Below are 23,880 nucleotides of genomic sequence, written 5' to 3'. Positions count from 1 at the left end.
TCCGCGTTTCGGATTGGGAGTGCAAAAGTAGCAGACCATTTCTTCTTCTGCAAGCTTTCTCCTACTCTTTTTCGTGGGAACGCCTACCCTTGCTGGCTGCTGCTGGTTGCCGTACGCTGGTGCACAACTATTTAAAGACCGTTTTTAGTTCGCGGGTACCTTCAACTTTTTTACTGATTCTATAAGGAGCGCCACGAGAGCCGTTTTACACAAGAGACCTATGCTCTGTAGTATGATGCAGCCTCCACAGTAACCGAAGAGCAGTTCGCTTTCTGATTACTGTGGAGGCTGTTATCAAGGTCAACTACTAAAATAGGCCGAGAGATTTGAATGATGCCTTATAAGAAGCTATTCTATGCCTCAATGGCTACTTGCTTCATAAATGCTATCTGCTTAGACGCTTTTGAGGCTACTACAGTCACCACGACGTATTTGGAAGTTGGTGTGTTGCTGACCTTCGCGACGCTGGCAATGGGGATGAGCGGATTAGCCTCGGGGAAATAGGCGGAGACATTGCCTTTCGGAATATCATAGGGTATCACAATGAACTTCTCGACGGTCCGCTTTTCACCTTTATAATGACTAGTGATGTCAATAAGATCTTTGGCTTGTAGACCACGATCGGCGATGTCTTCGGCGTTCATGAAGAGGACGCGCCGCTCGCCGTGGATGCCGCGGTAGCGGTCGTTGTAATCGTAGATGGTGGTGTTGAATTGGTCGTGGCTGCGCACGGTCATTAGAATAAGCTGGCCAGACTCCACCGTGGGCTTCTCTAGCTCAGTGGTGGTGAAGTTGGCTTTGCCGTTCTTGGTGGTGAACTTCCGTTCACGCGGGCCATTGGGCAGATAAAAGCCCCCAGGGCGGCGTAGCTTCTCGTTGAAATTCTCGAACCCGGGAATCACGCGGGAGATATGGTCGCGGATTCGGTCGTAGTTCTCGGTCATGGCTACCCAGTCCGTTTTGGTCCGGTCGCCGAGGGTGGCAATGGCAACTCCACTGATAATAGCAACTTCACTTAGCATCTGGCCGGGCAACGGTACCAGCACTCCTTTATTCTGGCTGACTACGCCCATAGAGTTCTCACAAGAAGTCATTTGATGCCCGGACTTCTGCATATCTACATCAGCGTGAGTGAAGCACGGCAGCAGTAAACTGGTATTGCCCGTGACGAGGTGCCCGCGGTTGAGCTTGGTACCAACGTACACGGTGAGACGCTGCCGACGCATGGCCTCGGCTATTAATTCAGTATCGGGGCCGGCGGCGAGTAGGTTGCCACCGAGCCCGAAGTACACCTTGACTTTGCCTTCGTACATGGCTTTGATACTCTCGACGGTGTCGAAGCCATGCTCACGAGGCGGCGAGAACTGGAATTCCTTTTCCAGCGAGTCAAGAAAAACAGCGGATGGCTGTTCCCAGATACCCATCGTCCGGTCGCCTTGCACGTTGGAATGGCCCCGCACTGGGCAGGTGCCGGCGCCAGGTTTGCCAACGGCTCCTTTTAATAGAAGCAGATTTACTAGCTCCTGAATAGTCTGTACACCTTGGCGCTGCTGGGTGAGACCCATGGCCCAGCAGATAATAATCTTCTTTTTGCTGGCGAGTAAGTTGGCTGCTTCCAGCAATTGCTCGCGCGAGATGCCGCTTAGCTGTTCAATGTCTTCCCAGGAAGTGTTGCGGATATTTTCCACCATTCCCTCGTAGCCAGCGGTGTACTTGGCAATGAAGTCGTGGTCGATGACTTGACCGGGATTTAGCTCTTCGGCGTCCAGCAGGTGCTTGATCAAGCCGCGTAGCAGGGCCATATCGCCGTCGACCCGCACTTGCAGGTAGATATCGGTTATTTGCGTGCCATCGCCGAGTAAGGCGCCTAGGGCCTTTAGTGGATTCATGAAATCCTGTGGATTTCTGAAATGGTTCAGGCCAGCTTCAATGAGAGGGTTGACGCTGATGATTTTGGCTCCGTTACGCTTGGCCTTTTGCAGGGCCGTGAGCATGCGTGGGTGGTTGGTGCCGGGATTTTGGCCGATAACCATGATGACTTCGGCCTGGTGGATATCATTGAGCGTGACTGAGCCTTTGCCCAGGCCCAATGTGGTAGAAAGAGCCGCGCCGCTGCTTTCGTGGCACATGTTGGAGCAGTCGGGCAGGTTGTTGGTGCCGAATTCGCGCACGAAAAGCTGATACAAAAAGGCGGGCTCATTCGGCACTTTGCCCGAGGTATAGAACGTAGCTTCATCGGGTGAGTTCAAGGCGTTCAGCTCATCGGCAATGAGTTGGAAAGCTTCGGGCCACTCGATGGGCATGTAGTGGGTATCGCCGGAGCGTTTCACCAACGGGTGCGTGAGGCGGCCAGTGTTGTTGAGGTCCCGGTCGGTCATGCGCGAGAAATCGGCCAGGCTGTGCTGCGCGAACAGTTCGGGGCCGGCGGCACGGTCGTCGGCATCGGAGGCGGTGGCTTTAGCGCCGTTTTCGCAGAACTCCGCTACAGAACGATGGTCGTCGGGGTCGGGCCAGGCGCAGCTAGAGCAGTCGAAGCCGTCTTTCTGATTCATTTTCAGCAGGCCTCTGGTGCCTCGATTAAGGCCACCTTCACTCCAACTGAACTCCATGGATTTGATGACAGCCGTAATGCCCGCCGCTACTTTGGCGCGACCTTCCAGCTTAAGACCCGTAAGACCTTCGGGCGGCTGGGCCAGCACAGCGTGCTTGTATTTGGCTCCGGCCACATCCTGCACCGGCAGCGGCGCCGATTCCACTTTCGCTTGGCCTTTGGGGTCGTAATGGTCGGGAGCGGGGGCTTCGCCTTGATCGGGACGCTCCCCGCTAACAGGCTTTTTGGCGGCTTTTTGCTCGTTTGGCTTGCCAGCTTTGTTAGGGTCGGTGGCGGGGGAGTCTTCCATGGCGTGGGGGAATTGGTAGTGGAGACGGCCGGAAACAAGCTTAGTGCTTACAGCCCAGGTCTTTCTCTACCAATATACGCAGCTCTTTGTTGTCGAGCACGGGCAAACTTCCTCTGAGACTGACGGTTTCGGAGCCGGTCCACTCATCGGCTAGCGCGGCTGGGAGCAAAATGGTGATGTAGCCGGGGCTATGCTTGAGCTGTGGTTCGGAGCCGCTGATAGTAGTTGCGCGTTCTAAAGCATACACAAGCCTATCCGAAGAATTTACACCTAGCGGCACTATGGTTTCGAGGTGACCTAACTGGCGGAACTCGGCTACTTCCTCCGGGGACAGGCGCAGCCGGAGGGTATTGTCTTCGAGGCGGAGCTTCATGGGTCACAGAATTACGCGGGTGAGGCTTATGTTGATTCGGAGGTGCTGCTGATACTGCTTGGCATGGCGCTTGGAGCGTCGGGAAAGCGAATACGCCAGCTGTGGCTGTAAATATTGAAGCGTTGCTGACGTACGAAGCCGCAGAGCGTCATGCCGAAACCCTGCGCCGCTTGTACGGCCAGAGAGCTGGGGGCACCTACTGCCGCCATTACCGGAATACCCGCCACAGCGGCCTTCTGCACCAACTCAAAACTCGCTCGGCCACTCACTAGCAGCACTGCCTGATGCAAGGGTAATTGCCCAGCTAGCAGCGCGGCACCTATTACCTTGTCTAAAGCATTATGCCGGCCCACGTCTTCGCGCAGCAGCAACAGCTCCCCGTCTACGGAAAATAAAGCCGCCGCGTGTAAGCCGCCGGTTTGCTCGAACAATGCCTGCGCCGCCCGCTGCCGTTCGGGCAGTTCATGCACGACAGGAGCTTCTATGTACGGCCCATTGGCTGGTAGCACGGGGCAACCAGTGGCATGCACAGCTTCGATGCTGGTTTTGCCGCAAACTCCACAGCTACTGCTGGTGTAGAAGTGGCGCTCCAGCCGCGGTAAGTCGGGCGTGGCGGTGGGCGCTAGCTCGGCCCGGACTACGTTTTCGCGCTCCTCTTCTTTCTCCACGTCGGGGCAATAGATAACGCCTTGTAAGTCTTCGCGCTGGCGGATAAGGCCTTCGGTGAACAGGAAACCGGCGGTTAGCTCGAAGTCGTGGCCGGGAGTGCGCATAGTGACGGATAGCGTGCGGTGCTGCCGCTGGCCAGCGGGGCCGTAACCGACGCGAATTTCCAACGGTTCTTCGGCGGCCAGTACGTCGGATGCTTCGGTGGCATCTTCGGCCCGCACTTGCTGCACGGTCACGTATTCGTAGCTAGTGGGGGGCAGGAAAGCTTTCAAGAGGAGGAAAAAAATGCAGCAGAAAACGCTGGAATGACAGCCAACTTCACGACTCCTGTTTAACCTTGTGATGGAGAAACAGGTTTTACGTAGTGGTGTACGAGTCTGGGCCACGCGGGGTCAGTGGGCGGAAGTAAGCGTACCCTTTTTATCTTTTGAGGCTCCGTTTCCATTTTCCTTTCTCATGCTTACCACTGAAGAACGCCAACGCTACCAACGCCACTTGCAACTGCCCGAAATAGGCGAAGCGGGCCAACTGCGGCTGAAAAACGCTCGGGTGCTGGTGGTCGGCGCGGGCGGGCTGGGTTGTCCGGTGCTCCAATACCTGGCGGCGGCTGGCGTCGGCACGCTCGGCATTGTGGATGCCGACAAAGTAGACTTGAGCAACCTGCAACGGCAGATTCTGTATGGCCCCGCCGATTTGGGCCAACCCAAGGCGGAAATGGCCGCAAAAGCCGTCCGCCGTATCAATCCGTTGGTATACACGGAAGTGCATAATTGCCGGGCTACGCTGGGCAACGTGCGCGAGTTAGCAGCGCAGTACGACGTGGTAGTGGATGGCTCCGACAATTTCCCGACGCGTTACCTGCTTAATGATGCGTGCGTGAGCCTGAACCGGCCGTTGATATCAGGCGCCATCTATAAGTTTGAAGGGCAGGTGTCGGTGTTCAACTACCAAGGTGGCCCCACGTACCGCTGCCTGTTTCCGCAGCCTCCATCCGCGGCGGAAGCCCCAAACTGTAATGACACGGGTGTGTTGGGCGTGCTGCCCGGTATTGTAGGGACGGCGCAGGCGGCAGAAACGCTCAAAGTGGTGCTCGGCCTGGGCGAAGTGCTTAGTGGGCGCCTATGGATGCTGGACGTGCTGACCTTCCAGACCCGGACGCTGAAGTTTGCGCGGCGTCCTGAGCAAGCCGCCATCAACCTCGATACCGCTAACCCTGACGACTATTCTGATTTGTGCAGTGTGGGTGTCAATAATATTTCGGCGGCGGAGTTGCAATTGCAGTTGGAATCGGCGTATCCGCCTTTTCTGCTTGATGTACGCGAGCCAGAAGAGTTTGCCCAAAGACATTTGCCAGGAGCCACGCTCCTGCCGCTTGGCACCCTCACCAAAGGTGCGGCGGCCATTCCGCGGCATCATCCGGTAGTGGTGTACTGCCAGAGTGGCCGCCGCAGTGCGCAGGCAGTCGAGCAGCTGCAAACTCAATATGGCTTCACCAATCTGCTTAATCTAGAAGGTGGTATACAGGCCTGGGAACAAGAAGAGAAACTGACCGGCATGGAGGAGGATATCAGCAAGTGAGAGGCACTTTAAGCTGAAATCCTGGCTACTTCTCGCGACAGGTCACTTGTTTTATCATTTACTCATCAGAAGCTTGCCTCACGCTCATGACGACTGCGCAAGACCAGAACAAGCAAACTGCCATTGCCTTCTACGAGTTGATGTTCAATGATTGCCAGCCCGCCGAAGCCATCCGTCGCTACGCTGGGGCCGACTACATCCAGCACAATCCGCACGTGGCCGATGGCAAGCAGGGCTTTATTGATTACTTCGAGCGGATGCAGCGTGATTATCCCGGCAAGCGCGTGGAAGTGAAACGCGCGTTTGCTGAGGGCAGCCACGTAATACTCCACTGCTTTCAACATTGGCCCAACGACCATGACTATGCGGGCATCGACATCTTTCGCTTCGATGACAACGGCAAAATAGTGGAGCATTGGGACGTACTGCAAGTGGTACCCGCCGAGTCGAAGAACGGCAACCCAATGTTTTAGAACTACCGGCTTAACACGCTTTGAATGTGCTGCTGGTAAATAAGGTTTGCCGTCAAGCCGTTGTGCCCAGTGCCGGGCAGGGTAATGAACTCATCTTGCGGCTTGAGTAGTTCTTTCAGCTTGAGCGTTGCTTGATAGTCGATAACTTCATCTTGGTCGCCGTGAAAGATAACGATGGGAGCCGTGACGCGTGGCAGGGCCTCGTCGGTGCGCAACGGGTAGCGGACCACCAAGCTAGGCACCCACGGATAGTGCTGGCGGGCCACAGCTCGCATACTCAAGTAAGGCGCCTGCAACACCAGCAGCTTCGGCTGATGTTGGGCGGCTAGCCACGCCGCCACACCGGTACCTAATGAGTAGCCGAGCACCACCACGCGGTTTTCGGGATACTGCCTGAGCAATTGTTGGTAAGCCGTTTCGGCGTCTGCCAGCAGTTGGCTTTGGCTGTTGATCTGCCCACCACTCTTACCGTAGCCACGATAGTCGAGCAAGAATACGTCGTAGCCGAGGTTGGTGTACACGGGGGCTACATCACCCCAATTGTCCACGGCGCCGGCATTGCCATGCAGGTAGAAGATGAGGCCCTTGCTGGAATCGGCGCGAAAAAGGAGCCCGTGAAGCTGGGTGCCGTCAGCAGCCGGTATCCAACGCTCCTCAAACCGGCCGGGAAAAGAAAATCGATAGTTGGGCGCCAGCTTAGTGGGGAAGAACAACAGGCGTTCCTGCTGAAAATACAGCAGCACGCAAACGGCCACGTACAGCACGAAGGCAAAGCCAAAAACAACCAGTAGAACCTTCATAGCCTATAACAAGGTGGCAAATACTTCAGTGGCCGCCGAACTTACTACGCAGAAGAGCAACCCCTAGCTTCAACTGTGATGCCATGAGTAGTCAAACGCGGTGCTTGCATACGTAGTCAACGCCTTTTAATTAGACGTTAAAATTCACGTCCTAAGCTAGCTGCAGTGCAAGCAGATTACGATATATTTATCCCCAAATACAAACTCTCGTCGACTGTCCAACTACTACTTATTCTTGCCTGATGACTGAATCCGAATCCACTGCCCGGCGCCTGCATTTTGGTGAGGGCTTCATTAGTGGTTACATCTCTATTTTCTTGGGCATCCTGGCCCTTTTCGCGGTGCTGTGCTTTCACTTCCCGGAGTATTTCACTACTCCGGAGTTTCGCGAGGTGTACACTGGCGAGATGATGAAGACGCTACTTATAGGGGGCATTATCGCGGCGTTTTTCTTTGCTACGCTTAGCTTCCTGTTGAGTAAACGGAAGAAGCTGGCCGTGCTGGGCATCATCTTTTCGGTGTTGGCCATTGCGGCGGGTGGCTTCGAAGTGCAGGCTCGCTCGGTGCAAAAAACGGTATGGCACATCGGGCTCGACTGGCTGGTACTGGACCTGCTCATTCTAGCCGTCATCTTCGTGCCCATCGAGATGGTGTTTCCGAAGAACCGGCAGCAGCCTCGGTTTCACGCCGAGTGGCGCACCGATTTGATGTATTTCGCCATCAGCCACTTGTTCGTACAGTTCTTTGGCGTTATTACGCAGGCGCCAGCCAAACTGCTTTTCGGCTGGATGGGCTTGGCGCCTTTCCAGCACTGGGTGCAAAATCTCCCCTTCGTGATAGAGTTTCTGCTGGCGCTGCTGGTCACCGACTTGTTTCAGTACGCTGCGCATCGGCTGTTCCATAGCCACGTGTACCTGTGGCGCTTCCATTCGGTGCACCATTCCACGCAGGCTATGGACTGGCTGGCCGGGTCACGAACGCACTTCGTGGACATCTTCGTGACGCGCTCCATTTCGTTTATTCCGCTCTATGTGTGCGGCTTTTCCGAAATTACGTTCAACGTTTACATCCTTTTTGTTTCCATTCACGCGGTGCTCATCCACGCCAATACGAGTATCAACTTTGGGTACCTGAAGTACCTGCTCGTGACGCCGCAATTTCACCACTGGCACCATTGCGAAGATCCAGCCCACTATGGCAAGAATTTCGCCATTCACTTTCCTTTTATTGACAAACTGTTCGGCACTTACTACCTGCCCGGCAACGTGTGGCCCGAAAGCACCGGCGTACGCGAAGGTTCCTACCCCAAAGGCTACTTCAAGCAATTAGTCTATCCCTTCACGAAAAGCCCTTTCGATGACAACTTGCACATGAACGACCAAAGCAGCCGGTAAAGCTTATTTGTTGATCCTGGCCACCCATAAAAGAGCGAGGCCCAAACCAAAGTGGTTCGGGCCTCGCTCTTTTTGTGTTGAGTCTCTTTGGCAGCCGAGGTTTCCTATGCACTAAGGTAAGTGTCCCAGCTCCAAATACTTGCTCCGCAAGTGCGCGGAACGGATTTCCACGCTACTTTCGAGAAACGCTAACTGGAGCTACCACAGGCAGTTTAAATCGAACAGGTTAGTTGAGTACCGCCGAAGATGCTTTGATGACCTGCCGGGCTTGGGCTAGGTTGGTGTCGCGGCTGTTCACGGCCAGGTAAATAAACATGGACGCGTCGCTTGAGAGGCGCAGTAGGTGCAACTGATCGGTGAGGGTAAGCAGAACGTCCTGCAAGGTTTGATTCAGCTTCAGGGCCTGAATAGCTTTCAGCTTAGACTTCACCACTTCCGTGTTGTAGGCCGCCGCCGTTTCAACGTCAAAGTCGGCGACGTTGGCGTGCGAGGCCAGCGGCATGCCTGTTTCAGTGTCGATGACGGCTACTACTAGCAGCGTGGGCAATGCAGCCAGAATATCTTGGACAGCTTGTTTGGGAGACATGATGAAATGAGGAGAGAGAAATGAGAGAGAATCAAAAAATCAACCCCGACCTACAACGCAATACTTTGGTCACGCAGCACGGACCGCACGAGAGCCAAAGACACATCGGGCAGTCGCGCAACAATGCCCCAGTGCCAGTTGGCTTGCTGACACATACAGGTGAAGTGCAGTTGTTGCTCAAACAAGTAGGTAGCTTCGCGCAGCAGCGAAGCCGACCCAGCAATTGGTCCTACTGCTTGTGGTGGCCGCTGGTAGAGGCGGGCGTGTTCCTGCGCTAGTAAGTCGGGGTTGAGAGATGCGGCCGTGGTGTAAAAACCAAGTACTTGAGCAGTTCTATTGTCGGCCAAATAGAGCAACTGCAAGTCTGGAAGTTGGGCCAACACGGCCATCAGGGCGCTGGTAAGCTTGACGGCCTCGGGTCCATTAGTCCGAACAGTGAGCTTACGAGTGGGCACCCGATTAAAAAAAGGTATCCGCATGAGTGAAATTGATCCGTCGGGCGTCGTGACCAAGTAGGGTGACGATGCCGACAGGCGGCGCATCCGTGTTAGAAGTGCGAAAGACAGGGGTGAAATCGGGCCATTAAAGGGGCACCTGTGCTAATTGGTTGCCAGCAGCATTTAGGCTGTCGTTGCCTGCAGCAGTGCCTCTGGTGTTATCCTGTTTTTCGCGGATTCGATGAGTTGATAAACTGATACCGACTGACGCTTACACTACCGGCGCGCAATCATTCGCTGCCACCACCGCTGTAGTTTGGAAGAAGCAACTTGCTGCTTATCAACCGGCACCAACGTGAGGGATACTTCCCCGGCCTTATTCAGATTCAATTCCTCTTCCTGGTAGCCCGCATAAGCGTATTGCAGCCGTGCTGCCCGCCCTTGCGGCATGCGCATCTGATAAATTCCTTCTGAATTAGTACTAACGCCTTGCCCAGTAGCCTTGTCCAAAACCGTAGCGCCTACTAGCGGTTTACCCTCCTCGTCAAGAATACGCCCACTAACGGTATACGTGGCGTAAGTGAGATTACTAGCAGCCAAGTCGGCGGCATCGCTGGCTGTTCCCTCCGCCGTAGTAGGCAGGTTAACGGAGAAATTTGGCGTCCCCTTGTGCGGCAGGCTAGTGGCTGCCAGTACTACCCCACTCACTAGCACTCCTCCAATCGCAACAGTTGCCGCTTTCTGCCGAATTCGCTTCGCTTGCCCCTGGATCAGTTCAAACTGGCGCTGAACCCACCCATTCGGCTGTACATGATCCCCAGCTTGGCGTAGCTGGTGGTATCGTTCCAGAGTAGCATCTCCTACAGCCGGACGATGGCGCAAATACGCGTCTACTTCGATAGCGCGCTGGTCAGACAGGTCACCGCGAAGGTAGGCATCGCGATAAGCAGGGAGTAATTCGCCTGTCTGAGGATGAAATGGAGTAGCAGTGAGTTTCAAAGTAGAGAGGTTTAAGGTGGTAATACATTTTCTTGAGAAGGCGGCGATTTCGGATACTAAAGTAATACTATCGATGTCGAAACCAAACATTTTTATGTTTATTTTTTTGTATCGTCCTAAGATCATCAAAAAGTAGGCGCCCCGTACTCCGCATTGGTCAAGCAGAATAATAGACTAAGTCTTGAAGTCTGTTGACGTCGAGCTGGACTTGTAGGTAGAATGATCCATAGCCTCCCGCTTATTTTAATATATTTAATCTACAATTGAGAAAATTCCTCAAAAAACCTCTCATAATTAGAATATTGTGAGCTTATGACTTCACTACTTGCGCGGTTTAACTCCTTCTGCTTTATGCTTAAACAAAACTTAGTTGAAGCAATATTGCTTGCACTTTTCACTGCTTGCATCAATAATCCCCCTAACGAAAAGTCAATCCCAGGATGTAATAAGCTTCGTATGTGTTTATAACTTTTTACTGTTTCGCTTTAAGCTGTACAAGTAGCAGTGTGTAGAGAACTTATCAATCGCTTTCTCCAGCACTAGTATTGCTTTACATTGCGATACTGTTTCTGCCGCTCCTCTTTAACCCTACACACCGTCCATGAACGCTTCCTTACGCATAGAACTTAACGAGCACTTATATGCGAAGAACCCTACTGATTCAGAGATTGGCAGGCGATTACTCCTGGAGGGAGCCCGCCTCATCGACGAAATTGGTTTTGAGCACTTCACCTTCAAGAAGCTCGCTACGCGCATGGGGTCCTCAGAGGCTACTCTATACCGTTACTTTCTCAACAAGCATCATCTGCTCAATTATTTGGTTTCCTGGTATTGGGCCTGGATGCGTTTTCAAATCGAGTTTGTGGTTTCCCATGCCAATGATCCGAAAGAGAAAATCCACCTAATTTTAAAAGTACTCGCAGGCGAGGACAGGAGTACGCCTGCCTTAACAGAACTCGACGACGCAGCGCTAGCTCGCATTGTAATTCGAGAAGGCTCCAAGTCTTATTTGACCCACGAAGTAGACGAGGACAACAAAGCCGGCTTTTTTCAGGAATACAAAAAGCTCGCGCGGCGTATTGCTTTGGTAATACAGGAGTTGAATCCTACTTATCCTTACCCGCTCACGTTGGTGAGCACTATACTGGAAACGGCTCGCAAGCAGATGTTTTTTGCTGAACACTTACCATCACTCACGGAAGCCAGCGGATCAGACAACTCTCCTAAGAAAATACGTGAGTTCCTAGAGCACACTGTTTTTAGCTCCATTAGCAATCCTGTAACGGACGCTGTGAAGTAGCCGAAATCACTTCCTTGCAGAAGGAGGTGTAGGTGTCTGCTTTGCGTCTGGCAACCTTCTGGCGCAGTTTTTAGCCCCCAATCGTCGACATCGACTCGAAATTAAGTTGATGCACAGGACGACGCTGTTCCGCTTCAAAGCCGTTGGCAGCTCGGTGGCGAAAAGCGTTTTTTAATGCTTCTGCCACTTCCGCGTCGGAAGCGCCACCGCGTAAGAGGGCGCGGACGTCGAGTACGCCTTGATCGTAGAGGCAGGTTTTGAGGCCGCCTTCAGCCGTGAGACGAATTCGGTTGCAGCTGCCGCAAAAGGTGCGCGAATATGCCGCAATAATGCCTAGTCGGCCTTGGTGGCCCGCAACAGTGTATTCGGAAGCCGTAGCGCCGGCGGACGTAGCTACCGGTATTAGGCTGCCCAGATGCTGTTCCAAGTGCTGCCGGATACGGGTATAGTTCCAGGGCAACGTAGCAGGCGTGGCCACGTGGCTGCCGCCGTTGAAAGGCATCTCCTCAATGAAGCGCACTTCCACAGGCAATTCCCGAGTTAGTTCAGCCAGGGGCAGAATGTCTTCCGTGTTCTGCCCATCCATCACCACGGCATTAATTTTCACCTGAATTCTGGCGGCCAGCAGCGCGTAGAATGTGTCCAGCACGCGCGGCAGCTCGTCGCGGCGGGTGATGCGCGTGAACCGGGCCCGATCCAGCGTATCGAGGCTAAGATTGACGGCCCGCACGCCCATGCGGACCAACTCCGGCACGTGCGGAGCAGTAAGCACACCGTTGGTGGTGAGACTGAGGTCAGTAAGGCCAGGGATGGCGGCGAGGCGAGTCATGAAGGGCACTAGGTCGCGACGCACGAATGGCTCGCCGCCGGTAAGGCGCACCTTGCGGACGCCCAGGCTTACAAGTAAAGCTACCAGGCGCTCCATTTCTTCGTAGGTGAGCAGTTGCTGCTTGGGCATGTACTGAATACCTTCCTCGGGCATGCAGTAGAAGCAACGTAGGTTGCAGCGGTCCGTCACGGCTAGCCGTAGGTATTCCAACGGGCGGCCGTGGTTGTCGAACAGAACAGACGGAGCGGCAGTAGCCATAGTAAGGAGAAGAAAACAGAGACCCAAGCCAAATGATGCCAGGCAAAACGTAACACCAGCATTGTTGTTTGGGTTTGCTATACGTAATGTTGATGAATTATTTCGATAACCAATGAACCTGAAAGTCGCTCTGTTTGGCATCGCCAAAGAAATAGTGGGCCAACCTGAACTGGTCCTGACGGCCCCCGAAGGCCAGCCCGTGCAAGATTTGCTGGAACAGCTGCGCATCCAGTATCCGGCTCTGCGCCAACTCAGCAGCCTCGCCGTGGCCGTAAACAACGAGTACGCCGAAGATTCGCAAACCTTGCGTGAGCAAGACGAAATAGCGCTAATTCCGCCGGTTTCGGGGGGGTAACATTTGCTTGATAAGCGGCCGAACGAAGGAGTCAGCTTGGCGTTATCCTCTTCGTTGCTCCTGCTTCACTCTGATTGATTCGACGATGGTCATTGAACTCACCGACCAGCCTATTGATGTTGCGGCCGCTCTTGAAGCGGTGCAGGCCGATGGAGCCGGGGCCGTTAATACGTTTATTGGTACAGTCCGCAACCAAAGCACTGGCCGCCGCGTCGTCCGCCTTGAGTACGAAGCCTACGACAGTATGGCGCTGCACCAGTTGCGCAAAGTGGCGGAGCAGGCCCGCGAAAAGTGGCCCATGCTGCAAAAAGTAGCCGTCATCCACCGCAAAGGCACTCTGTATATCGGCGACGTAGCCGTAGTAGTGGCAGTCTCCACACCGCACCGCGCGGAGAGCTTCGCCGCCTGCCAGTACATCATCGACACGCTGAAGCAGGTGGTGACTATTTGGAAAAAAGAGTTTTACGAGGATGGGGACGTGTGGGTGGCGGCGCACCCGTAGGCTTCACCCACTAGCCCCGCAAATGCTTGATGCGCATTATCCCGTGGAGAGAAGACTAGACTTAGTTTTTAGGTTTATTTCTTTTTCGAGCTTCAAGTGAGAAGTTGGTTTGGTTCTTAACCTTCAGTGGCTAAGTCTTGGCGGGCGGCTTCGTATTCTTCACGGGTGTTTACGTTGCGTAGCTCTTCGGGAGCAGGGGCGGGCAGCAACGCGATGTCGGAGTTGATGAGGGCTTTGCGCGGGCAGGAGTAGCCGAGGCTCAGGAAGCGTAGCAGGGTGCCGTAGCTGCTGGGCTCCCAGATAGTGATGAGTGGCTCGGGCCACTCGTTTTCGGGACTTTGGAAGGCCGTGGCCATCCGGCCCGCGTGGCGGTGTTCCACCAAATGCTGCAAGGTGGTTTCCGATAAGAAAGGCAGGTCGCAGGCCACCACCAGCCAGGCGGCGTTGGGGTCGTGGCGAAACGCGGAAAGCAGGCCGCTCATTGGGCCTAAGTCTAGAAATTGGTCGGGCAGAGGTATTAGGCCAGCGGCTTGCAGCTCCGCAGCTTGGTCGGCACGGCACGACACGAATACATCATCGCAAAAAGAACCCAACAAGGCGGCCGCGTAGGCCCGCTGCTCCTGACCGTGGTGGTAGCTCAAGCGGCCTTTGTCTCGGCCCATGCGCTGGCTCTGGCCACCTGCTAATACCAGACCGCGCAGGCGGGGCTTTGCTGTCAGCCATTCCTGCCGCACGGCGGCAGCAATAGCGGCCGTGTCGTGGAGGGGTAGCATGGGCAGGTTTGGTGGTAGGTGTTCCCGCAGATAACTGGGTAGTTCGGTAACGCCTTCGGGCAGCAGAATTAGGCGTACATCAGTGAGGCGGTTCAGTTTCTTTTGTAGGGGCTTAGCGGGATCGAGGATGATGAGCTGGCGGCGGGCTCGGAAGTGGTTGCCATTCACCAGCACCAAGCCCTGGTGTTGCAGCCATTCTTGCTGCGCAAACTTGTCTTGCTCGCGGCGTACGTCTAAGCGACGGAAGGTGATTTTGTCGGTTAGCTCGGCGCTAGCACCAGCTTGCAGAATGGCGTCCTGCCCGCCCGCCCCGCCTTGGGCCGCTTCGTCGCCGGCTGCGTGGTCAGCATCTACATAAGCTACCCGTAGCCCCGGCGCCAAGTGCGGCAGCAGGCGGGTTACTAGCTCTTTGATACGGCCGCACGGCGCACCTAGAATAGCCAGCTCGTGGCGGTTGAATTCGCCTAGATCAGGACGGGCCAGCTGGGCGTGTTTACGGTGCGGGGCATTAGGGTCAGTCGGCATGATGAAAGTCTTGTTTGCCGCCGGTTTTATTCAGCAGACGCGTTTCCTGGATGACAATGTTATGCGACAAAGCCTTGCACATGTCGTAGATGGTCAGGGCGGCCACTGAGGCCCCCGTCAGCGCCTCCATTTCGACACCGGTTTTGCCCGTTACGCTGGCTGTGCACTCAATCACCACTGCATCGGGTAATTGCACTTCGATGCGCACTTGGCAGTCGTCGAGCCCCAGAGGGTGGCAGAGCGGAATGAGCTCCGACGTGCGCTTGGCACCCATGATGCCGGCCAGAATGGCGGTTTGAAACACGGGGCCTTTGCGAGTTGGCAGGTCACCGGCTTGCACTAAGGCTAAGATTTCGGCTCCGAGCACTACGCGGCTACGAGCCCGCGCCACGCGCCGGGTGGCAGTTTTAGCGCCCACATCAACCATAGCAGGCTGGCCAGAGGCATCGAGGTGAGTGAGTTTGGAAGAATCAGACATGGGCGGAAAGTGGGGCGTAAGCTTACGCTGGCACCGTCAGGTGGCGGATGGATAACGTAAGTGTTGGCGAGCAGGGCTGTATTCAACCAACTACGAGCATCTTCGGTTAATGACGCAAGCTACGGCAGTCTGTGGGTTGATGCAGGCTAGCAGTATATCTCACCCGCGCTTATTACGAGGCTGACTCAAGATGAACCATCGGAACAGGCGCGAAGTAGAGCTCAGCATAGCAGCTTGTGCCAACTCGACTGCGGCTTTGGTTTAAAGCTTACGCTACATTCGCCTCCATGCTCACCGTTGAAGAAGCCACCCGCCACGTCGCGGCCACTGTCCGTTTGCTGCCGGCGGAGTTCGTAGGATTGCCATTGGCGGCCGGCCGCATCCTGCGCGAAGACCTGCGCGCCGACCGAGACTTTCCACCGTTCAATAGAGTGGCAATGGATGGTATTGCCCTAGCTTTCGCAGCTATTGAAACCGGCCAAACTGAATTTCTGGTGGAACGCACGCAGTTTGCCGGCCAGGCCCCACAACCGCTTCAGAGCCCGTACGCAGCCATCGAGATAATGACCGGCGCCGCCCTCCCTGAAGGCGCCGATACCGTGATCCGCTACGAAGACGTGAGCTTCCGTACCGATACGGCCACCGGCCAGCGCACTGCCGTAGTGCAGACACTGCCGCCGCGCGCCGGCCACAACATCCATCCTCAAGCAGCCGACCGAAGCCAAGGCGACTTGCTGCTACCCACGGGCACCCGACTAAGCCCGGCTGCGCTAGCGGCAGCGGCCACTGTTGGCGCCGTTACAGTGGCCGTGACGCGCCGGCCGCGGGTAGCAGTGGTGAGTACCGGCGATGAGCTAGTTCCTATCACGGCCGTACCGCTGCCCTACCAAATTCGGCGTTCCAATGGCCTGATGCTACAAGCCGCTGCGGAAACCACCGGGGCTCTCACCGAAATCTTCCACTTCGATGATGACCCCGCAGCACTGCGCCGAGGTCTGCCAGCATTGCTAGATGAATTTGATGCGGTGGTGCTAAGCGGGGGCGTGTCGAAAGGTAAGGCCGATTTTCTGCCGGAAATACTGCGCGAACTAGGCGTGGAGCAGCTGTTTCACGAAGTGCGGCAGCGGCCGGGCAAGCCGTTTTGGTTTGGGCAGCACCCAGAAGGCGCGGTGGTATTTGCGCTGCCTGGCAATCCGGTTTCCACGCTCGTAAATTTTTACCGCTACGTTCGTCCTTGGCTGTTCGCCGTGCAGCAGCCTACTTCCGCTACGGTTACTGGCACAGCCGGCGGGCCCATTCCGGCTATATTGGCCCAGGACATAACGTTTCGGCCCTCAGTAACGCACTTCTTGCTGGTGAGTTTGGAACACGGGTCTGATGGGCGCTTGCTAGCTTACCAGGAGCGGGCCGGCGGCTCCGGCGACCAAGCTAGTTTGCTCACTGCTGATGCATTTCTGGAGCTACCGGCCGAAACAGAGTTTTTCCCAGCTGGTACCGTGCTGCCCGCGTGGAGGTTTAAGTGAAATCTGAGACATAAGACAGTGGGACATGAGAAGTGAGACAGACGTAGATTGCTCATGACTCGACGAATAAGAATACAGGTTACTTAAGTACAAGTGAATCCAAATGAACTTGTCCGCAAAGATTTAACGGCCAAGCATCTGTCTCACTTCTCATGTCCCACTGTCTTATGTCTCGATATCTACCCTTCAAAATCAAACCCGCACTGAAAACAGTGGCACTGCGGTTTTTCCGGGGCCAGAAGCCACAGACGTAGGCGCGTGAGCAAAGTATCGGTGGATTTTGGCTGCTGCTGGCACACTACGTCGGTATGATGGCAGCGTGGGCATCGAACGGTGTCGGTGGTGCCGTCGGGTTCCTCATCCGTGGCTAAAGCGTGCATGGTGGTATGGCTGGCATGCAGCAATTCCTGCGCTGCTGCTAAATCCTGCTGGCGCACGTGCAGCCGTACGCCGCCCGAAATAGGCCCGTACGGACGGTTTTCGTTGCTGAGGAAGCAAGGAATGTCCGCCGCATCCAGCTGATTTTTGGCCAGATGCGCCGAAATGATGTTGGCGAAAGAGGCTAGCAGCACAATGGGAGTATTGGCAGACTCGTCGGACATGAAGTGGAGTGTTTCAGGCAAAACAAAAGAAGCACCTTGTTGGGTGCTTCTTTCATTCTGGGAGCTGTTTTTTCTTCACTCAACTTATTTAAAGAGTGCCAAGGCTTTTATGAAGGTTTGCGACACGCCCCAAACCAGAGGAATGCCCACGAACAACCACGCAACTACCAGGGCCCCAGTGGAGCTCGGTGCGGCTTGTGCATCGGAGTATGCAGCTTTCTGTTCCATGCTAAAAATTGGAAATGAATGTAGGTGAAGTATGCTTAGGCAGTGGCTTTCTGAGCAGCCTCTTTCTCGAAATACTGCTCAGCCACGGGCCGAACCAAGAAGTTGGCAATCAGCCCGACTACCAACAAGCCCGCCATGGTGTAGAATACCGACTGATAGGCAGCAGCTCCCGCTTGTCCGTTGGCTTTGGCACTGGCATGTAAATAGTTAACAATGACGGGCCCCAGCACCCCAGCCGTACTCCAGGCGGTAAGCAGCCGGCCGTGGATGGCGCCCACTTGCAACTTGCCAAACAAGTCCGATAGATAGGCCGGAATAGTGGCAAAACCGCCACCGTACATACTCAAAATCACGCACGACACTACCACAAACAACGTGAGCTGCGCCCCAGCGCCAAGTGTGGGTACTAGCGCATACAGTACGATGCCCAGCCCGAAGTAAATGGCGTAGGTGGTTTTGCGACCTAGCTTATCGGAGGCCGACGACCAAAAGAAGCGCCCAAGCAGGTTGAACAAGCTGAGCAGCCCGACAAAGCCCGCCGCCGCCGCGGCCGTTACGCCTCGCCCGGCACCCAGGGCATTATCGGAGAAGGTTTCCTGAATAAGCGGTGAAGCCGTTTCGAGTACCCCGATGCCGGCCGTTACATTCATGCACAGCACGACCCACAGCAGCCAGAACTGCGGTGTTTTGATGGCGTTGTCAGCCGTCACGTTGCCGGTTGTGATGAGGGCGTTGTGTTCGTTGGAAGGCGTGTAGCCGGCAGGTTTCCAGTCGTCGGCGGGTACTCGGATGGTCCAGACGCCGAACTGCATGAAGAGCAGGTAAATCAAGCCCATGACGAGAAAGGTGGGGGCTACGCCCTGCGGCGCCGAATCCTTGAAACGATCCATGAGGGCCACGGCCAGTGGTGAGCCAATCATGGCGCCGCCACCAAACCCCATGATAGCCATGCCCGTAGCCACGCCGCGGCGGTCTGGGAACCACTTAATGAGCGTGCTTACTGGCGAAATGTACCCTATTCCGAGCCCAATACCGCCCACGAAACCGTAGCCGAAATACACCAGCCAGATACTGTGCAGGTGCACGCCCAGCGCGGCAATAAAAAAGCCCCCGCCAAAGCAGAGCGCCGACGCCAGCATGGCCTTACGCGGCCCGACTCGTTCCAACCATTTTCCAAAAATAGCGGCCGAGAGCCCCAGCAGCACAATGGCAATGGAGAAGATAACGCCTAGCTGGCCTGCTGTCCAATCGGTGGGAGCTGGCGCGTCGGGGTTGCCGCTGATGAGGGAGCCGAGCGGTTTTTTGAACACGCTAAACGCATACGCCTGCCCAATGGCCAAGTGAATAGCTAAGGCCGCCGGCGGCACTAACCAACGATTGTAGCCCGGTCCAGCTACGGTGCGGCTACGGTCTAGTAGAGATGTTTCTGCCATTGCGAATCGGTGGGTTTTGGTGAGAAAAACGGCTACGACTTCGTCAGCCTAACTGTTGAGTTAGCCTGAAAGTGAGGAAGATATCCGCTTTGTACGCCGATTAGTGCAAAAAGCCCAAGTATTTTTTGCTAAGCAGCTATAGCTATAGCAAGCGCAGCTAATATTTGCCTGGTAAAACTCTATAGCTATCTGCTGTTTGTATGCCGCTTATTGTTCAGCTGGGCGCTTGCCAATCCAGCCGCGTACTCCCTTTGCACGACTAGCTTTCAGAAAGTCCCTAATGCCCAGCGTCATGCCCTGAGCCATTCGGCGCTGGAAGATAGGGTCAGTTAGGCGCTTTTCGTCCTCGGGATTGGAGATAAAAGCAGTTTCCACTAAGGCGTTGGGATATTCAGTTGGCCCATTGAGACCGAAGTTGAAATTGCCGACCAGGCCCCAACCCGCCAGTCCGGTAGCTTGCATACGCCCGTACAGCGCCGTAGCCAGGGGCCGAAATGCCACGTAGCGGTAAAACGAACTGGTGCCTTGCGTAGCAGCGCTGCCCGTGGAGTTGACGTGGATACTGACCAACAACGCCGGCCGCCGCTGGCGCAGTAGCAACACCCGCTCACTGATATCAAGCGAAACGTCCGTTTCACGGGTCATGAGTACGCGGGCACCTCGGCGCTCCAACTCCTGCCGCAGCTGCTGGGCAATGGCGAGGGTAAGGTCTTTTTCGCGGGCACCGCTGGCTCCGGTGGCTCCTACATTGGTACCGCCATGGCCGGCATCAATAGCTATCAGCAACCCCCGCAAGCGTAGCCGGCTGGGCGGGCGCGCCACTTGTACAACCAACGTATTCTTCTCGTAGCGAATATGATAGCCCCAACTTTGGCGGTGGCGTAACGGCAGCACCATTCGGAATACGTCGGGTTGCGGCTGCTCGTAGTAGATGGTGCCTACTTCACGCAGGCCGTTGCGTTGCGTTATCCAATTAGAGTTGGAAGTGGCCCCGAACACGTCTATTACTAGGCGCGTGGGATTTTGCAGCAGTTGGGAGCGGTAGGGCAGGCGTTGGGTGAGCGGCAGGCGCACGTAGTCGTAGAGCGAATCGCCTTGGGCGCTCCAGGAGCCGGTGAGCGAGGCAGGCACAAAGCCGCCGGGTAGCAACAGACGTATCACTTCCTGCGGTACCCAGGCGTATTGTCCTTCGGCCAGCCGCACGCGGTATTGCTCGCCCACGCGGCCCACAAGGTGCAGCATCACTAAAGAATCGAGGTAGCCCATCTTGGCCCCACCCAGTCGGTCTTCGCCCAAGCCGTAGTTCAGATAAGCCAGTGCGTTTTTCGTGACGGCCAACTGCGGCTGGTTGGGGTTGAGCACGCGCACAGGGAAAGCCGTTTGCAGAGAATCGTGGCGGCCGTCGGGGAGGCGCAGGTGCAACCAGAGCGGCGCACCAGCCCGACCGGCCAGCGTATCGTTGGGCTGAACGTAATAAGTGCCTTGGTAAACGCCAACAGTGCCGCCAGCCTGGGCGGCGGGTAGCTCTACCAATGGCTGGCCGTTCAAAAACGAGGCTTGCCCGCTGGGCTCCCCTACCAGGCGCACTTGCAGCGCATCGCCGGGGCTCAGCCACAGCTCTCCAGCTGGCAGCGTTTCCGCTTTTTGAATGAGTTGCTGCGCCTGGGTGGCGGGCATCAACAGCCAGCTACACAATAGCCACCACCACTTGCTACATAAGGTATTCCCCTTCATCACCAGAGTAAAAGAAAGCCCCGCACGAATGCGGGGCAATAAGACAAGACCTCGACAAGACGTTGCGACTTGGCTATTTTGTTTTTACCGCGTCGCCGAGGTCTTTTACGTCCCGGCCGGTTTCGAGGGCGGTGAACTCGGTTTGCAGGGCCCGAATGTGCAGCTCGTCACGGCCTTTGATGTCGAGGCGGATGGCCCGAAACTGCGCATTGAGGCGGCGGCTGAGGGCGGTAGCATAATCCCAATCGCGCTGGGTCCATGTCTTACGATGTGCTCGCACCTGCTGCATAAACTGCACAAAAGCCGGCTCGATGGTGGTAGGCGTCAGCTGCTCGATGGAGGCGTAACTGCCCAGCAATTCTTGAGCGAAAGAGGTAGTAGCAGCTTCATCGAGCGGTTGGCGGCTGCGGGCCCGGGAAGCCGAATCGAAGCGGGCGGCGCGGCGGCCGGCTACGCGCAACTTCGCGGCGGCGCGGTCGGCGGCGGTATCGAGCTTACGAGCTTCTTCGCGCACTGCTTCCTGCCGCTCACGAGGAGTGGTATCGCAGGCGGTAAGCAATACGGCTGCCACGGCCGTAGCCGTCAGCAAACGGAAAGTAGAGAAGAGTTTCATGGTCCCAATGTACGCAAGCACAGCCGTCTAGGGTTAGACAGCTAGAGTGCGCACAACGGAATCAGCGCGGTGCTTGTAGCAATCGAAACGTGAAGGGCAACTCATACACCACGGATACTGGGTGGCCGCCGAGGCGCGCCGGAATCCAGAGCGGCGGAATGATACGACAGAGGCGCATGGCTTCTTCGTCGCAGCCGCCCCCAATGCCGAGCAGCACTTTATGGTTGGAGGCGCGGCCCAGCGTGTCGATGGCAAAAGCAATGACGACCCGGCCCTGAATGTTCTTGTTCTGAGCTTGTTCGGGGTAGTTGAGCTTGGCCATGTAGGCCGCTAAGGCGGCCTCGCCCCCAATAAAAAGTGGCGGCTGCTCCACTCTGGTGCGCGTCCATTGGCCGGGGCTTACTTCGGTATCGTACGGAATATCTTCAATGGGCCGGTAAAAGAGCAGCTTATTTTCGGTGTGGTCGTAGCGCTGCACCAATACTTGCCGGCCGTCGCGGGTGAGACTGAAGTACTCCCACACGCCAATTTTTTTACCTTTTTCCATCTCGCCACTTTCCAGGTCGCTTTTGCGAGGGCGTTGCGCCTGAACGGACGAACAGAGCAATAAAAGCAGGACGCATAACGCCGCTACTGGGTAAATTTTTTTCATAGAATGGGCGGGGGGTGGGAATGGGGACGGGCGGGGAACGGCAAGTCAGCCGTTAGAGCAAAGAAAAATATTAGTTAAGCACAAACTTCTCACATACCTCTTCTCTACCTGTCAGCTTGTGCTTTATGGCTCAAAACGCCTTTAAGTGGCTTCGAGAGCTAATAAATGGCTCGCCAACGTGTTTCTTGGCAAAGATTTGGACTTCGGAAGATATAACTATAATAACAAACTAACAAACGCTTTGCGGTTCAGCTCTCGTGACCATCCAGCCGGTCTTGCAGGTCGCGGAGTTGAGCTTGCAAACCGGGCCAGCGCGGACACAGCTTTTCCAGCCGCCGCAGCACCCGCAGGCTGCCCGCGTTGTCGCCGAGCATGCGCAACATAGTGGCCCAGCCCGACAGCGCTCCGAAATGGCGCGGCTCCCGGCGTAGCGTTTCCTGAATGTCGAGCAGCGAGGCGCGGTACTCGCCGCGCAGATAATACGCTGTAGCGCGCTTGTTCCAGCCTTCGGCGTAAGTGGGCCGCAGTTCAATAAGCGTCGTGAAATCGGCAATAGCCAAGCTGTAGTCTTCCGCCGCCAAGGCGCGCATTCCCGACTCCAAGTACTTATCGAGCAGCTGGTCGCCGGTGGTCAGCCACAGCTGCCAGATGCCGTTTTGCAGCGCTTCTATCTCCGCAGGGGCGCTGGCCTCCCGCAGGCGCACAAATAGGTCGTCGAGGTCCATGAATTCGTTTTTCGTTGTTTGTTTTTGGTTGTTCGGTGGAGTGGCTAGCGTGGGGCATGCTGAACTCAGGTATATAACGAACAACCAAAAACAAACAACCAAAAACTACTCCTTAAAACAGTGCCGCTGCCACGCGCCGGATGCTTTCGGCCTTGCCCATGCTATAGTAGTGCAACACCGGCACGCCGTGCGCCATCAGCTCTTTGCTCTGGTTGATACACCACTCGATGCCGATTTCACGGGCGGCCTCGTTGTTCGGAGCCAGGTGCACGGCGTCGGCTAGCTCCTCCGGGATGTTGAGGTAGAAGGCCCGTGGCAGCATGGTGAGCTGCCCCTTGGTAGTTAGCGGCTTAAGACCGGGAATAATGGGCACGTTAATACCAGCTTCCCGGCAGCGCCGCTCGAAGTTGAAAAACTGCTCGTTGTCGAAGAACATCTGGGTTACGATGTACTCGGCGCCACGGTCTACTTTGTGCTTGAGGTAGCGCAAGTCGGCGCCGTAGTTCGGCGACTCAAAGTGCTTCTCGGGGTAGCCAGCCGTACCAATGCAGAAATTGGTGGCCCAAGTATCATCCTGCTCCTCGTCCAGGTATTCGCCCTTGTTGAGATTGGCCACTTGCCCAATGAGGTCGGCCGCGTAGGCGTGGCCGTCAGGGTCGGGCTTGAAGTGGCCTTCCGACTTGATAGGGTCGCCGCGCAGAGCCAGCACGTTGTCGATGCCGAGGAAGTGCAGGTCGATGAGGGCGTTTTCGGTCTCCTCCTTCGAGAAGCCGCCGCAGATGAGGTGAGGCACCGTATCCACGTCGAAACGGTTCTTGATGGCCGCGCAGATACCCACCGTGCCCGGGCGTTTACGCACGGTTTTCTTCTCCAGAAATCCATTAGGATGCTGGCGGTACACATACTCCTCGCGGTGGTAAGTCACGTCAATAAACGGCGGCTTATACTCCATTAGAGGCTCGATGTTCGAGAACAGGTTCTGGATATTCTCGCCCTTTTTCGGTGGCAGTACTTCGAAGGAAAACAGTGTTTTGCCGTTGGCGCGGGTCAGGTGTTCAGTTACTTTCATGAAGGCGGCCCAGGGCTGAAGCCCTGGGCTAGTTAGCGGAAGAATACAGCGCGAAATAGTAGGTGAATACTC

The 23,880-nt window shown here is 55.7% G+C and carries 25 protein-coding genes; 7 read left to right on the top strand and 18 right to left on the bottom strand.

Annotated elements, in window-relative coordinates:
- Positions 1-353: 353 nt before the first annotated feature.
- From ACYSMN_RS23350 to fdhD, 3 genes are read right to left on the bottom strand one after another with little or no spacing between them, the layout of a single operon-like run.
- Positions 354-2,900, bottom strand: a complete 2,547-nt coding sequence (locus tag ACYSMN_RS23350; protein WP_488926338.1) for an FdhF/YdeP family oxidoreductase — start codon at positions 2,898-2,900, stop codon at positions 354-356.
- Positions 2,901-2,940: 40 nt separating this feature from the next.
- Positions 2,941-3,273: a DUF7009 family protein gene (locus ACYSMN_RS23345; protein ID WP_488926337.1), complete on the bottom strand. Its 333-nt coding sequence runs from the start codon at positions 3,271-3,273 to the stop codon at positions 2,941-2,943.
- Positions 3,274-3,299: 26 nt separating this feature from the next.
- Positions 3,300-4,214: a formate dehydrogenase accessory sulfurtransferase FdhD gene (gene fdhD / locus ACYSMN_RS23340; RefSeq protein ID WP_488926336.1), complete on the bottom strand. Its 915-nt coding sequence runs from the start codon at positions 4,212-4,214 to the stop codon at positions 3,300-3,302.
- A gap of 184 nt (positions 4,215-4,398) precedes the next feature.
- Between fdhD and moeB the strand changes: the two genes are divergently transcribed.
- The gene (moeB, locus tag ACYSMN_RS23335) at positions 4,399-5,520 is read left to right on the top strand and encodes a molybdopterin-synthase adenylyltransferase MoeB (RefSeq protein WP_488926335.1); all 1,122 of its coding nucleotides are present in this window, start codon (positions 4,399-4,401) and stop codon (positions 5,518-5,520) included.
- An 86-nt stretch (positions 5,521-5,606) separates the two neighbouring features.
- Entirely contained in the window at positions 5,607-5,993 is a 387-nt protein-coding gene (locus tag ACYSMN_RS23330) for a nuclear transport factor 2 family protein (RefSeq protein ID WP_488926334.1), read from the top strand.
- 2 nt (positions 5,994-5,995) lie between these two features.
- Here ACYSMN_RS23330 and ACYSMN_RS23325 read toward each other — a convergent pair whose 3' ends face one another.
- Positions 5,996-6,793: an alpha/beta hydrolase gene (locus ACYSMN_RS23325; RefSeq protein ID WP_488926333.1), complete on the bottom strand. Its 798-nt coding sequence runs from the start codon at positions 6,791-6,793 to the stop codon at positions 5,996-5,998.
- Between the two features lie 242 nt (positions 6,794-7,035).
- Here ACYSMN_RS23325 and ACYSMN_RS23320 point away from each other — a divergent pair, with 242 nt between their 5' ends.
- A complete protein-coding gene (locus tag ACYSMN_RS23320) occupies positions 7,036-8,187 on the top strand; it encodes a sterol desaturase family protein (RefSeq protein WP_488926332.1) in 1,152 nt (383 codons plus the stop codon).
- A gap of 226 nt (positions 8,188-8,413) precedes the next feature.
- Here the strand turns inward: ACYSMN_RS23320 and ACYSMN_RS23315 are convergent, their stop codons facing one another.
- The 3 genes from ACYSMN_RS23315 to ACYSMN_RS23305 all read right to left on the bottom strand — a co-directional run bounded on the left by ACYSMN_RS23315 (position 8,414) and on the right by ACYSMN_RS23305 (position 10,335).
- Positions 8,414-8,773 (bottom strand): hypothetical protein, encoded by a 360-nt coding sequence (locus ACYSMN_RS23315; protein ID WP_488926331.1) that lies wholly within the window; start codon positions 8,771-8,773, stop codon positions 8,414-8,416.
- 50 nt (positions 8,774-8,823) lie between these two features.
- Positions 8,824-9,252, bottom strand: coding sequence for a hypothetical protein (locus ACYSMN_RS23310; RefSeq protein WP_488926330.1), 429 nt, complete (start codon positions 9,250-9,252; stop codon positions 8,824-8,826).
- Between the two features lie 234 nt (positions 9,253-9,486).
- On the bottom strand, positions 9,487-10,335 hold the full coding sequence (locus tag ACYSMN_RS23305; protein WP_488926339.1) for a carboxypeptidase-like regulatory domain-containing protein: 849 nt from the start codon (positions 10,333-10,335) through the stop codon (positions 9,487-9,489).
- 475 nt (positions 10,336-10,810) lie between these two features.
- On the opposite strand from ACYSMN_RS23305, the gene ACYSMN_RS23300 reads away from it, so the two are divergent.
- Positions 10,811-11,509, top strand: a complete 699-nt coding sequence (locus tag ACYSMN_RS23300; protein ID WP_488926329.1) for a TetR/AcrR family transcriptional regulator — start codon at positions 10,811-10,813, stop codon at positions 11,507-11,509.
- A 70-nt stretch (positions 11,510-11,579) separates the two neighbouring features.
- Here ACYSMN_RS23300 and moaA read toward each other — a convergent pair whose 3' ends face one another.
- A complete protein-coding gene (gene moaA / locus ACYSMN_RS23295) occupies positions 11,580-12,596 on the bottom strand; it encodes a GTP 3',8-cyclase MoaA (RefSeq protein WP_488926328.1) in 1,017 nt (338 codons plus the stop codon).
- Between the two features lie 112 nt (positions 12,597-12,708).
- Between moaA and moaD the strand changes: the two genes are divergently transcribed.
- Both moaD and ACYSMN_RS23285 read left to right on the top strand, forming a co-directional pair.
- Positions 12,709-12,951 carry a molybdopterin converting factor subunit 1 gene (moaD, locus tag ACYSMN_RS23290; protein WP_488926327.1) on the top strand — a complete coding sequence of 81 codons (243 nt, stop codon included), beginning with the start codon at positions 12,709-12,711 and terminating at the stop codon, positions 12,949-12,951.
- 85 nt (positions 12,952-13,036) lie between these two features.
- Positions 13,037-13,453 carry a molybdenum cofactor biosynthesis protein MoaE gene (locus tag ACYSMN_RS23285; protein ID WP_488926326.1) on the top strand — a complete coding sequence of 139 codons (417 nt, stop codon included), beginning with the start codon at positions 13,037-13,039 and terminating at the stop codon, positions 13,451-13,453.
- Positions 13,454-13,569: 116 nt separating this feature from the next.
- Here the strand turns inward: ACYSMN_RS23285 and ACYSMN_RS23280 are convergent, their stop codons facing one another.
- Complete coding sequence (locus ACYSMN_RS23280; protein ID WP_488926325.1) at positions 13,570-14,751, bottom strand: NTP transferase domain-containing protein; 1,182 nt, start codon at positions 14,749-14,751, stop codon at positions 13,570-13,572.
- Positions 14,741-15,229, bottom strand: a complete 489-nt coding sequence (gene moaC / locus ACYSMN_RS23275) for a cyclic pyranopterin monophosphate synthase MoaC (RefSeq protein WP_488926324.1) — start codon at positions 15,227-15,229, stop codon at positions 14,741-14,743. The genes ACYSMN_RS23280 and moaC overlap by 11 nt, the downstream gene beginning before the upstream one ends.
- A gap of 287 nt (positions 15,230-15,516) precedes the next feature.
- Between moaC and ACYSMN_RS23270 the strand changes: the two genes are divergently transcribed.
- On the top strand, positions 15,517-16,752 hold the full coding sequence (locus ACYSMN_RS23270) for a molybdopterin molybdotransferase MoeA (protein ID WP_488926323.1): 1,236 nt from the start codon (positions 15,517-15,519) through the stop codon (positions 16,750-16,752).
- A gap of 179 nt (positions 16,753-16,931) precedes the next feature.
- On the opposite strand, the gene ACYSMN_RS23265 is transcribed toward ACYSMN_RS23270, so the two are convergent.
- From ACYSMN_RS23265 to metF, 8 genes are all read right to left on the bottom strand, one after another.
- Complete coding sequence (locus ACYSMN_RS23265) at positions 16,932-17,354, bottom strand: putative signal transducing protein (RefSeq protein ID WP_488926322.1); 423 nt, start codon at positions 17,352-17,354, stop codon at positions 16,932-16,934.
- Positions 17,355-17,438: 84 nt separating this feature from the next.
- Positions 17,439-17,582: an MFS transporter small subunit gene (locus tag ACYSMN_RS23260; RefSeq protein ID WP_488926321.1), complete on the bottom strand. Its 144-nt coding sequence runs from the start codon at positions 17,580-17,582 to the stop codon at positions 17,439-17,441.
- 35 nt (positions 17,583-17,617) lie between these two features.
- The gene (locus tag ACYSMN_RS23255) at positions 17,618-19,015 is read right to left on the bottom strand and encodes an L-lactate MFS transporter (protein WP_488926320.1); all 1,398 of its coding nucleotides are present in this window, start codon (positions 19,013-19,015) and stop codon (positions 17,618-17,620) included.
- A gap of 207 nt (positions 19,016-19,222) precedes the next feature.
- Complete coding sequence (locus ACYSMN_RS23250; protein ID WP_488926319.1) at positions 19,223-20,692, bottom strand: N-acetylmuramoyl-L-alanine amidase; 1,470 nt, start codon at positions 20,690-20,692, stop codon at positions 19,223-19,225.
- Between the two features lie 130 nt (positions 20,693-20,822).
- The gene (locus ACYSMN_RS23245) at positions 20,823-21,362 is read right to left on the bottom strand and encodes a hypothetical protein (RefSeq protein WP_488926318.1); all 540 of its coding nucleotides are present in this window, start codon (positions 21,360-21,362) and stop codon (positions 20,823-20,825) included.
- 61 nt (positions 21,363-21,423) lie between these two features.
- A complete protein-coding gene (locus ACYSMN_RS23240) occupies positions 21,424-22,014 on the bottom strand; it encodes an energy transducer TonB (RefSeq protein WP_488926317.1) in 591 nt (196 codons plus the stop codon).
- A 248-nt stretch (positions 22,015-22,262) separates the two neighbouring features.
- A complete protein-coding gene (locus tag ACYSMN_RS23235) occupies positions 22,263-22,739 on the bottom strand; it encodes a tetratricopeptide repeat protein (RefSeq protein ID WP_488926316.1) in 477 nt (158 codons plus the stop codon).
- Positions 22,740-22,851: 112 nt separating this feature from the next.
- Positions 22,852-23,808 carry a methylenetetrahydrofolate reductase [NAD(P)H] gene (gene metF, locus ACYSMN_RS23230; RefSeq protein WP_488926315.1) on the bottom strand — a complete coding sequence of 319 codons (957 nt, stop codon included), beginning with the start codon at positions 23,806-23,808 and terminating at the stop codon, positions 22,852-22,854.
- Positions 23,809-23,880 lie beyond the last annotated feature (72 nt).

This window comes from Hymenobacter sp. M1-2 (assembly GCF_057808495.1).
This window is presented reverse-complemented; position numbering and strand designations above follow the sequence as displayed.